Annotated in this window: 10 protein-coding genes and 1 pseudogene; 5 read left to right on the top strand and 6 right to left on the bottom strand. The window is 69.9% G+C overall.

The window, feature by feature from the left end; genetic code table 11:
* The 4 genes from STRTUCAR8_RS16965 to STRTUCAR8_RS16950 form a co-directional block, all read right to left on the bottom strand.
* Window positions 1-1,040: BUD32 family EKC/KEOPS complex subunit (locus STRTUCAR8_RS16965; RefSeq protein WP_006377024.1), on the bottom strand; the 1,040-nt coding region annotated here is incomplete at its 3' end.
* Window positions 1,041-1,901, bottom strand: coding sequence for a hypothetical protein (locus STRTUCAR8_RS16960; protein WP_006377023.1), 861 nt, complete (start codon window positions 1,899-1,901; stop codon window positions 1,041-1,043). It lies immediately after the preceding gene.
* 2 nt (window positions 1,902-1,903) lie between these two features.
* Window positions 1,904-2,746 carry a vWA domain-containing protein gene (locus STRTUCAR8_RS16955; protein WP_006377025.1) on the bottom strand — a complete coding sequence of 281 codons (843 nt, stop codon included), beginning with the start codon at window positions 2,744-2,746 and terminating at the stop codon, window positions 1,904-1,906.
* A 167-nt stretch (window positions 2,747-2,913) separates the two neighbouring features.
* A complete protein-coding gene (locus tag STRTUCAR8_RS16950) occupies window positions 2,914-4,185 on the bottom strand; it encodes an amidohydrolase family protein (protein ID WP_179200693.1) in 1,272 nt (423 codons plus the stop codon).
* Window positions 4,186-4,385: 200 nt separating this feature from the next.
* On the opposite strand from STRTUCAR8_RS16950, the gene afsR reads away from it, so the two are divergent.
* Both afsR and STRTUCAR8_RS16940 read left to right on the top strand, forming a co-directional pair.
* The gene (gene afsR / locus STRTUCAR8_RS16945; protein ID WP_044472338.1) at window positions 4,386-7,409 is read left to right on the top strand and encodes an SARP-family global regulator AfsR; all 3,024 of its coding nucleotides are present in this window, start codon (window positions 4,386-4,388) and stop codon (window positions 7,407-7,409) included.
* Between the two features lie 218 nt (window positions 7,410-7,627).
* Window positions 7,628-7,828 carry a hypothetical protein gene (locus STRTUCAR8_RS16940; RefSeq protein WP_006377022.1) on the top strand — a complete coding sequence of 67 codons (201 nt, stop codon included), beginning with the start codon at window positions 7,628-7,630 and terminating at the stop codon, window positions 7,826-7,828.
* Between the two features lie 129 nt (window positions 7,829-7,957).
* On the opposite strand, the gene STRTUCAR8_RS51715 is transcribed toward STRTUCAR8_RS16940, so the two are convergent.
* Window positions 7,958-8,479, bottom strand: coding sequence for an ATP-binding protein (locus STRTUCAR8_RS51715; protein ID WP_006377027.1), 522 nt, complete (start codon window positions 8,477-8,479; stop codon window positions 7,958-7,960).
* Complete coding sequence (locus STRTUCAR8_RS51710; protein WP_006377026.1) at window positions 8,476-8,706, bottom strand: hypothetical protein; 231 nt, start codon at window positions 8,704-8,706, stop codon at window positions 8,476-8,478. The genes STRTUCAR8_RS51715 and STRTUCAR8_RS51710 overlap by 4 nt, the downstream gene beginning before the upstream one ends.
* Window positions 8,707-8,837: 131 nt before the next feature.
* On the opposite strand from STRTUCAR8_RS51710, the gene STRTUCAR8_RS16925 reads away from it, so the two are divergent.
* From STRTUCAR8_RS16925 to STRTUCAR8_RS16915, 3 genes and pseudogenes are all read left to right on the top strand, one after another.
* Window positions 8,838-9,689, top strand: a complete 852-nt coding sequence (locus tag STRTUCAR8_RS16925) for a helix-turn-helix domain-containing protein (protein WP_006377028.1) — start codon at window positions 8,838-8,840, stop codon at window positions 9,687-9,689.
* Window positions 9,670-9,951, top strand: a complete 282-nt coding sequence (locus STRTUCAR8_RS16920) for a DUF397 domain-containing protein (protein ID WP_006377029.1) — start codon at window positions 9,670-9,672, stop codon at window positions 9,949-9,951. The genes STRTUCAR8_RS16925 and STRTUCAR8_RS16920 overlap by 20 nt, the downstream gene beginning before the upstream one ends.
* 15 nt (window positions 9,952-9,966) lie before the next feature.
* Window positions 9,967-10,178 (top strand): annotated as a pseudogene (locus STRTUCAR8_RS16915) (cupin domain-containing protein); the annotation flags it as partial.

Genomic DNA, 10,178 nt, shown 5'->3' with positions numbered 1-10,178 from the left:
AGGCCGGCCGTGTAACCGCCCGCACCCGGCCCGGTACCGGCATTCACCCCCGCGCCCGATCCCGACCGTTGCGCCGGCAGCCGCACGGCGTCGGCGGTCAGGGGTGGCACGGCGGAGGCCGGCCTGCCGAGGAAGCCCCGCACCCGGCCGGCCATGTCCCGGACCCGCTGGTCCGGGTGGCTCAGCAGGACCGGCCAGGCGAGAGAGGTCGCCGGTTCCTTGAAGTCCGCCTCGGAGAGGATCAGGAACTCGCCGTGTCTGTCGTGGAGTTGGGTCCAGAGGCCGGGGTCCGTGGCGACGGAGAGAAGGGCCAGTTCGATGGTCCAGGCGGAGAACCGGTCCATGGCGGGGCCGAAGTCGGCGGCCGTACGGGAGGGCGACTGGTAGTTGCGGTGGCCGTTCTCGGTGGCCTGCTCGCCGCGCAGGGCGGGGACGTACATGCCGTCGTAGTCGACGAGACGGAAGGTCCCGTCTGCGGCCACGAGGAGGTTGCCGTGCTGGAGGTCGCCGTGGGCGATGCCGTTCCGCTCCAGGTCGGCGGTCATGGCCAGGAACCGGTCGGCGAGCGTGTGCAGGAGGGCCGGGTCGTGGAGGTTGCGTTCGATCCAGCTGATGAGGCCGGTGCCCTGGACCCAGGTCATCTTGACCGCCGGATACCACTCCCGCCCGACCAGGACGCCCTGCTCCAGGAAGTCGAAACCGACCGGCCACGGCTGGGAGAGGCCGTTCACGCCCGCTCCGCCCAGTCCGCCGAGTGCCGAGCTGATGGCGGAGTAGCGCTTGCCGAGGGTCGCGCTGTCCCGGGTGAAGCACTTCAGGGCGTACCGCTGCCCGTTCCTCGCCGTGACGGAGAAGACGCTCGCGAAGTTGCCGGAGATCGCCTTCGGGCCCAGTACCGGGTCCTGTTGGACCCTGCCGTCCTTCAGGTCGGGGTCGCTGAAGCACAGTTCGGGATGCTGCAGGGCCTCCGCGTAGTTCGCTCCCGTCGGAAACCTCCGGGCCGAGCCGGTTCCGGGGGCACCGCCGGGGAACACCGCCATCTACGCCTCCGCTCCCAACCTCGCCCGGACGAGCGTCACGTCATCGTTGCGCATCCGGGCACGCGCCCGCTGGTCGTCCACCCAGTCGGTGAAGTCCCGCTGGTCGAACGCGGCGAAGGCAGGGAGATCGACGGTCCGTTCGGCATCTCCCCCCGCCTTCCGCGAGAGTACCCAGGCGGCCAACGCGTCTGTGGTGAGCATGAGTTCGTCGCCGGGCAGCAGCTCGCCCGACGCCACCCGCATCCGCTTCGCGACCAGCCCCACATCATGGTTGCGGCTGCCGAGCAGTTGCGGGGTGATCCCGAACTCCTCGGCCGTGCGCAGCGGAAAGGAGTCGAGGAGGCGTCCGTCGCGCAGCTGGAACAGACAGCTGTCGCCGAGGGCGAAGGAGTACCAGAACCAGCGGGTCGTGCCGTCGTCCAGGACGGTGGCCCGGATCTCGGCCCCCAGCACCGTGGCGAACGCGCCTTTTTCCAGGCCGGGTTGCTCGTACCAGGCGATGGGTCTGCCCTGGCCGGCCCGCTCGGCCTGGTAGCGGGTGAGGAAGGCGTCCCAGTGCAGTGCGGAACGCTCCATCAAGTCCCGTACGAACGTGCCGGGTTCCTGCCACCAGTCACCGGCGAGGCGCATCGACTCGACGGCGTCACGGACCAGGAGCGCGGCCCAGTCGCGGGCGAGGAGGCTCTCCGAGGCGCCGTCGGACACCGAGGCGTACAGGGACGCGGCAGCCCGTCCGGCGCTGTCGACGCCCGCCTCTCCGGACTGCCAGACGTACGCGGCGTCCTCGCACTCCCGCTCGCTGCTGCCCGACTTCTGCGTCCACAACCACTGCGCCCGCGGCAGCGCCGGGATGTCCCCCATGGTCAGCGCAGCTCCGTCGCACGGGTGCCGATGTCGAGGAACTCCACGATGGACACGATGTCGGCGTTGTAGACGAATCCCCGGGTGGTCTCGCTGACGTGGTGGCCCTGCGAGGCGGCGTACGAGCGCATGTGACTGGGCAGCACGCTGGACATCTGGAACAGCAACTTGGCGTACGTGTCCGGCAGTTGCTCCTCGTTGTCCGGGAACGTGATGGGGGCGCCGCCACTGCCGGAGACATGCAGGTTGAAGAGGAGGACCGGGCCGTCGGCGGTGGCGTGCGAGGCCAGGCCGATGGCGGCGCTGGTCGGGTCGCCGTCGGTGGACTCCCCGTCGGTGAGGTTGAGGACGATGGGCGGGAAGCCGCTGGGGTGCGCGTCGACCCAGTTGGACACGAGCTTGTCCGCGTAGTCGAGGGCGCGCGTCATCGGCGTACCGCCGTTGGTCACCGGGTCCATCCACACCGGGAACTGCACGGTCGTCTCGACCAGTCCGCCGGCGCCGTCCGGGACCTTCTTGGTACGGCTCTCCACCCGCGCCGGGTTGTTGGCGACCTCGCCGAGCGGGACGAGGTCGCGGTCGGCGAGGGCGCCCTGGTAGGCGGAGCCGACGTGCTGATGGCCGTAGCCGATCACGGCGACGTGGAAGTAGTCGCGTACGCCTTCCTCCTTGGCGCACTTGACCGACAGTTCCGTCAGCAGCCGGTTGATGGCGTTGGACACGACCTCGGCGCGCGGCTGTGTCGTCTCACCGCTCGCCATGGGATCGCTCATGGAGGCGGACTGGTCCACGAGGAAGATGAAGCACCCCGGGTTGGTCCGGCTGATCTCGGCGGTGTACGGCAACGGACGGCCCCCGTCTTCCCTGTGCTGCGATCCCTGCGGTCGCTGCGGACGCTAGGGGGGCAGCCGTGTTCGGCAGCACGCCTTCACAGTCCGACCACTTGGCCCCCCAAGGAAGTTCACGGTACCGGATGACCAGCGACGCTATGGGTTCTACGCCGTTTCTCCCGCTACGCCGCACTCCCCGGGCGCCACAGCCCGTCCGGTGTCAGCCCCAGCAGCTCGATCGCGTTTCCTCGTACGATCCGCTCCACGACCTCCGGGTCCAGGTGCCCCATCTGCCTCTCGCCGACCTCCCGCGAGCCGGGCCAAGTCGAGTCGGAGTGGGGGTAGTCGGTCTCGTAGAGGACGTTGCCGACGCCGATCGAGTCGAGGTTCTTCAGCCCGAAGGCGTCGTCGAAGAAGCAGCCGTAGACGTGCTCGGCGAACAGCTCGGACGGCGGCCGGTGGACCTTGTCGGCGACTCCGCCCCAGCCCCGGTTCTCCTCCCAGACCACGTCCGCGCGCTCCAGGATGTAGGGGATCCAGCCGATCTGGCCCTCCGCGTACATGATCTTCAGCTGCGGGAAGCGCTCGAACTTGCCGCTCATCAGCCAGTCGACCATCGAGAAGCAGCAGTTGGCGAAGGTGATGGTGGACCCGACGGCTGGCGGGGCGTCGGCGGAGGTGGACGGCATCCGGCTCGACGAGCCGATGTGCATCGCGATGACCGTCCCCGTCTCGGCGCAGGCGGCGAGGAACGGGTCCCAGTCGTCGCCGTGGACCGAGGGCAGGCCGAGGTGCGGGGGGATCTCGGAGAAGGCGACCGCGCGGACGCCCCGGGCGGCGTTGCGCCGGACCTCTGCGGCGGCCAGCTCCGCGTCCCAGAGCGGGATGAGGGTGAGGGGGATGAGGCGCCCCCGGGCCTTCGGCCCGCACCACTCCTCCACCATCCAGTCGTTGTAGGCGCGTACGCCGAGCAGTCCGAGTTCGTGGTCCTTGGCCTCGGTGAAGGTCTGGCCGCAGAAGCGCGGGAAGGTCGGGAAGCAGACTGCGGACTGGACGTGGTTGATGTCCATGTCGGCCAGTCGCTGCGGGACGTCGTAGGAACCGGGGCGCATCTGTTCGTAGGTGATGACTTCGAGTTTGATCTCGTCCCGGTCGTAGCCGACGGCGGTGTCGAGGCGGGTGAGGGGGCGTTGCAGGTTCTCGTAGATCCACCAGTCGCCGATCGGGCCGTCGTCGCCTGGTTCGCCCATGACGGGCTTGAACCGGCCGCCGAGGAAGGACATCTCCTTCAGGGGTGCGCGGACCACGCGGGGGCCTATGTCGAGGTATTTCCTGGGCAGTCGGTCCTGCCAGACATCGGGGGGCTCCACCGTGTGGTCGTCCACCGAGATGATCTTCGGGAAGGTGCTCGCCGTCTCCGTGCTCTCCACAGTCGCCTCCACGGTCGTCTCCATGACAGGCACGGTAGCGCCGATCTGACGAACCGTCAGCTACGCGGTCACACGTCCCTTTCTGTGCGACCCTGTGCGGAGATCGTGTGAGAACCCTGTAATACCTCGTGCGCCGACCTGTGATCGCTGTCTCGACAGCTGACGCATACGCCAGAGACAAGGCAAACTGACGTCCTGGTCTTGATGTTCGGCAGGGAGCTGTGATGGGTGACATACCGGCTGTACCGCGAGTGCCGGCACAGCGGGATCCCAGGGACAATCCGGTGGAATCCCTGACGGACTCCCCCGCCGACTCCCCGGCGGCTCTGCGCTTCGGCGTGCTCGGACCGGTGCGGGCCTGGCGCGACGAGGAACCCCTGCCCACCGGATCCCCGCAGCAACGGGCGCTGCTCGCCGCGCTGTTGCTGCGCGAGGGCCGGACAGCGACGGCGGCCGAGCTGATCGACGCGCTGTGGGGCGAGGACCCGCCGTCGCAGGCGCTGGCGGCGGTACGGACGTACGCGTCCCGGCTGCGGAAGGTGCTGGGCGCCTGGGTGCTGGTGAGCGAGTCGGGCGGGTACGCGATCCGTTCGCTCGCCGAGGGCGCGCTGGATCTGACGGTGGCACAGGAACTGGCGGCGGAGGCGGACAAGTCCAGGAGCGCCGGCGATCTGTGCCACGCCCGGGAGGTCCTCAACCAGGCGCTGGACCTGTGGGACGGCAAGCCGCTGGCAGGCATTCCCGGCCCGTACGCGGACGCCCAGCGGGCCCGGTTGGAGGAGTGGCTCCTGCAACTCCTCGAATCCCGCCTCGACATGGACCTCGAACAGGGCTGTCACGCCGAGTCCGTCAGCGAGTTGACCGCCCTGACCGCCGAGCATCCCCTCCGGGAGCGGCTGCGCGAGCTGCTGATGCTGGCGCTGTACCGCAGCGGCAGACAGGCCGAGGCCCTGGCGGTGTACGCGGACACACGCCGCCTCCTCGCCGACGAACTCGGTGTCGATCCCCGGCCCGGCCTCAAGGAGTTGCAGCAGCGCATCCTCCAGGCGGACCCCGGGCTCGCCGAGCCCTCCGCCCCGCTCGCTCCCGAGCCTGCCCCGGCCCTCGTCCGTCCCGCGCAACTCCCGGCCACCGTGCCGGACTTCACGGGCCGCGCCGCCTTCGTCTCCGAGCTGAGCAAGGTCCTGTCGTCCGCGTCGTCGGCGTCGTCGGAACAGGGCCGGGTGATGGCCGTGTCCGCCCTGGCCGGTATCGGGGGCGTGGGCAAGACGACCCTCGCCGTCCATGTGGCCCACCAGGCCCGTTCCACCTTCCCCGACGGGCAGTTGTACGTCGACCTCCAGGGCGCCGGTACGCAGGCGGCCGAGCCGGAGACGGTCCTCGGGGCGTTTCTGCGTGCCCTCGGTACGGCCGACTCGGCGATCCCGGACTCGCTGGAGGAACGCGCGGCCCTGTACCGCTCGGTGCTGGACGGCCGCCGCGTCCTGGTCCTCCTGGACAACGCCCATGACGCCGCCCAGGTACGCCCGTTGCTGCCGGGCACGGAGGGCTGCGCGGCCCTGGTCACCTCCCGGGTACGGATGGTGGACCTGGCCGGCGCCCATCTCGTCGACCTGGACGTCATGTCCCCGGAGGAGGCCCTCCAGCTGTTCACGAAGATCGTGGGCACGGAGAGGGTCGCCGCCGAGCGCAAGGCCGCCCTTGACGTGGTGGCGGCCTGCGGTTTCCTGCCGCTGGCGATCAGGATCGCGGCGTCCCGGCTGGCGGCGCGCAGAACGTGGACGGTGTCCGTCCTCGCCGAGAAGCTGGGCGACGAACGCCGACGCCTGGACGAGCTGCAGGCCGGCGACCTCGCCGTGAAGGCCACCTTCGAGCTGGGCTACGGCGCCCTGGACGCCCAACAGGCCCGCGCGTTCCGCCTCCTGGGCCTCGCCGACGGCCCGGACATCTCGCTCGCGGCGGCAGCGGCCGTACTGGGAATGCCGGTCGACGAGGCGGAGGAGGTCCTGGAGTCCCTGGTGGACACCTCGCTGCTGGAGTCGGCGGCGCCGGGCCGCTACCGCTACCACGACCTCGTACGACTCTACGCGCGTTCCTGCGCGGAACGGGACGAACACCCGCCCGGCGAACGGGAGTCGGCAATGTCCCGGCTGCTCGACTTCTACCTCGCGACGGTCGCCGCGACCTACCGTGTGCAGCGCCCCGAGGACCGGCTCGTCGACCACCTGGAACGCACGGAGTATCCGGGGCTGACGTTCGCCGACAGCCACGCCGCGCAGGACTGGGTGCACGCGGAGGCGGTGTGCGTACTGGCCTGCGTCCGCCAGTCCGCGGGCCGCCGGAACATGCTCAGCCGCGCCGCCGACGTGCTGTGGGCCGCGGTCGAACTCGCCGAGTCCGGCACCAACTCCCGGGAGTACGAGGCGGTCGCGGCGATCGTGCGGGACGCGGCCCGGGACGCCGGTGACACCCGTACGGAAGCCCGCATCCTGACCGCGCTGGCCTTCGTGCACTGCTTCTCGAGCAGCCGTTTCGACGTCGCCATCCAGGAGTCGGAACGGGCATCGGAGCTGGCCCTCGCGGCCGACGACCGCCTCACCGCCTGCTGGTCGTCCAACATCAGCGGAGTCGTGGCCCTCTACCAGAACCGGCACGCCTCGGGCGAGGCCCACCTCACCCGGGCCATCGAGAGCTTCCGCGACTGCGCGGACCGCCCCGGTGAGGCCAGCGCGCTGTGCAACCTCTCCCGCATCCACCTCGCCACCGGCCGCACCGACAGCGCGGTCGCCCTGGCCGAGCAGGGCACGGCGATGTACGACGCGATGGGCCACGCCCTGCGCGGAGCGAACGGCCGGTACGCACTCGGCCTGGCGCTCACCCAGAGCGGCCGCCTGACGGAGGCCGCCGGCCATCTCGACGAGGCCCTGCGGGTGTTCCGGGACAGCAGGCAGCGCCTCTGGGAGGGCATGACCCTGTTCCGCCTCGCCGAGGTCGATCTCGCGGCGGCCCGTTCGGCACGGGCGGCGGCCAACGCCGAGCAGGCGCTGACGGTGCTGCGCGGCATAGGCGGCGAGTGGCGGCGGGGCAACGTCCTCACGGTCCTCGGCCGCGCCCTGCACGGCATCGGCCAGCTGGACCGCGCCAAGGTCTGCTGGCAGGACGCGCTCGGCATCTTCGAGTCGCTGGAGGCACCGGAGGCGGACGCGGTGCGGGGTTTGCTGGGGCAGGCGACGCGTGCGACCTGCTGAGGGTTGCCCGGAGCGGCCGCGGACGGTCGGCGTTCATCATTCGTTTATCGCCGTCCGGCAGGCTCGTCCCTGTCGAGCCGTCGCGTCGGGGGGCAGGCGGAACGACAGAGGGCCGGACCTCTTAGGGTGAACCGGCCCAGGGGCCCGCTCCGTAGTCCGCGGGGGAGTCGCGGGGCGGGCCCTCAGTACACCGTCACCATCATCGGGGAGACAGCAGCATGAGCGACGAGACAAAGCCGAACGACATCCACGCGACGAGCGAGCCGGTCACCGCCACGACCCTGGGCGACATCCACGCGACGACCGAACCGGCCAAGCAGACCAAGGCCACGGCCACGATCCTGGGCGACATCCACGCCACGACGGAACCGGTCACCGCCAAGCCGAACGACATCCACGCGACGGACGAGCCGGTCTGAGCCACCGGCTCCGACGGACTTACAACAGACGTACACCTGCACACGGGGAACGACCGCGGCGGCGCGGAGGGGGAGCCGCCGCGGTCGTGGTGTGTCCGGGGGCCGGGCGGGGCGGGGCGGCCGTGGCGTCTATCGGACGGTTGTACGACTGACGGCGGCATGGTTCCCGTCCACCAGGTCCGTCACGCCCGTCACGCCCGTAAGGTCCATCCGGAAGGCTGCCGGCGGCACCGGTTCACCTCCTTCCACATCCACATCCACAGCACCGGCCACCTCGCACCACACCGTCTTGCCCACGCCGTTCATCTCCACGCCCCACCGCACAGCGAGGGCGCCCAGCAGCGCCAACCCGCGCCCCGACTCGTCGACTCTCGTGGCGCCGGGCAGCACAGGAAGGGCGCGCGGGTCGGGATCACTCACGTCCACCCGGACACGGGCGCCGTCGTCAACCCATGCCACCCGCACGGAAACGGACGTCCCCTCCCCCACGTGCCGGATGACGTTGCCCACAAGTTCGGTGAGGCACAGCTGGACGTCCCCACTGACCCACCCGTACGCGTCCTCCCCGAACCACTCCCGCACCGCCCGCCGCAGCTCCGGCACCGCCTCGGGTACGGCCGACAGTTCGACGCGGAAGTCCGCCGCGTTCACTTCGGTGCCGCCGCACCCCGGAGTACGGCGGCCAGCTTCCGCGCGGTGAGCGCGTTGCAGCCGCCCAGCTGGAGCAGGCCCGTCGGCGCCGGGTAACTCCCCGCGAAACTCGGCAGATCGACGCGCAACGAGGGGAGGGTGATGCCGTGCTCACCGAGGGCGGCACGGAGTTCCTCGACGCAAAGGGTCACGTCGTAGACGGTGGGGTTCGGCGGCGTGGGCTCCATCGGGGTACCTCCCTGTTCAGCGAGCGCTCAAGTGCGCTCTGTGACGATTCCCTCACAGAGTGACGTGACTGTGCGTACGGTGGAAGGGATTCAGATTGCGCAGCGCAACTGGAAAGAGGCGGTGGAGAGTTGTGCCGGTCCGCAAGGAACCCGACGCGTCGGCGAACGTCCCTTCGTTCTACGGCGCCGAGTTGCGCTTCCGAAGGGAGGAAGCGGGCCTGACACTGGAACAACTGGTCGAGGGAAGCTGGCGCGGCATCTCGTTCCTGAGCCAGGTCGAACGCGGCGAACGCCGCATGACGGACGACCTGGCCAGACACGTCGACCAGAAACTCGGCACGGACGGCTTTTTCGTACGCCGCTGTGAAGACGCGCGGCGAGCGAAGCAGTCGGGGCATGCGGAGTATTTCGCGGACGTGCTGGAGATGGAGCAGCATGCGGAGTCAATCGAGGACTGGGCACCAATGCTGGTGCCCGGCCTGCTCCAAACGGCCGCTTACGCCCGCGCGCTCACCCGCGCAGCCATGCCAAGGGCCTCCGACGCGGAGGTCGAGGAGAAGGTGCAGGCCCGGATGAAGCGTGCGGTCCTCTTCGAGTCCGAGACGCCCCCCGCATTCTGGGCCATCCTCGATGAGTCGCTGCTGCGCCGCCGGGTCCTCCCAGACGAGGGAATGGCCGAGCTCCTGGATCACATCGCGGACGTGGTGAGGAGGACGCACTCCATTGCACAGATCGTTCCGGAAAGCGCCACCACCCACCCGTTCATGATGGGCATGACCAGGACGATGACCTTCCCGGACGCCCCACCCGTCGTCTACACCGAGAGCCTGCACAGCGGGCAACTCATCGACTACCCGCCGCTCGTGAAGCAGTACCGCGAGTCGTACGATCTACTCAGGGCCGCCGCACTCCCGCCGGAAGCGTCCCTGGCCATGATCGAACAAGCGGCAGAGGACTACCGAAATGGCAAGCATCCAGCCTGACTTGAGCACTGCGGTATGGCGTAAGAGCAGCTACAGCAACGGAACCGGCGGCGAGTGCGTCGAACTCGCCGGCGCCTTCCCCGAGGCCGCCCTCTGGCGCAAGAGCAGCTACAGCAACGGCACGGGCGGCGACTGCGTCGAGGTGTCCGCCACCCCCGGAGTCATCCCCGTACGCGACTCCAAAACCGCCGCCCACAACGGCCCCGTACTCCTGTTCCAGGCCGGAGCCTGGGCAGCCTTCCTCACTGATGTGAAGGGCTGACAAAGGGCCGCCATCGTCCTCGTACCCCTGACGCAGTACCCGGGCCGAGTGCAGGTCTTCAAACAGGTACTGACGCCCCGCCGGGCGGAACTGGTCACCCACGAGGGCTACGAATGGCTCTATGTCCTCGCCGGTCGGCTACGCCTCGTCCTCGGGGCGCAGGACTTCACGCTGCGGCCGGGCGAAGTGGCCGAGTTCGACACCACCGAGCCCCACTGGTTCGGCCC

The organism is Streptomyces turgidiscabies Car8 (assembly GCF_000331005.1).
In the GTDB taxonomy this organism is placed as follows: Bacteria; Actinomycetota; Actinomycetes; order Streptomycetales; family Streptomycetaceae; genus Streptomyces; species Streptomyces turgidiscabies.
Note: the sequence above shows the minus strand (reverse complement) of the source record. Positions and strands in the feature narration are given on the sequence as shown.

Coding starts and splice junctions, on each gene's coding strand:
- STRTUCAR8_RS16920 (WP_006377029.1), top strand. CDS start 9,670: ATGGCAAGCATCCAGCCTGACTTGAGCACTGCGGTATGGCGTAAGAGC.
- STRTUCAR8_RS16960 (WP_006377023.1), bottom strand. CDS start 1,901: ATGGGGGACATCCCGGCGCTGCCGCGGGCGCAGTGGTTGTGGACGCAG.
- STRTUCAR8_RS16940 (WP_006377022.1), top strand. CDS start 7,628: ATGAGCGACGAGACAAAGCCGAACGACATCCACGCGACGAGCGAGCCG.
- STRTUCAR8_RS51710 (WP_006377026.1), bottom strand. CDS start 8,706: ATGGAGCCCACGCCGCCGAACCCCACCGTCTACGACGTGACCCTTTGC.
- afsR (WP_044472338.1), top strand. CDS start 4,386: ATGGGTGACATACCGGCTGTACCGCGAGTGCCGGCACAGCGGGATCCC.
- STRTUCAR8_RS16950 (WP_179200693.1), bottom strand. CDS start 4,185: ATGGAGACGACCGTGGAGGCGACTGTGGAGAGCACGGAGACGGCGAGC.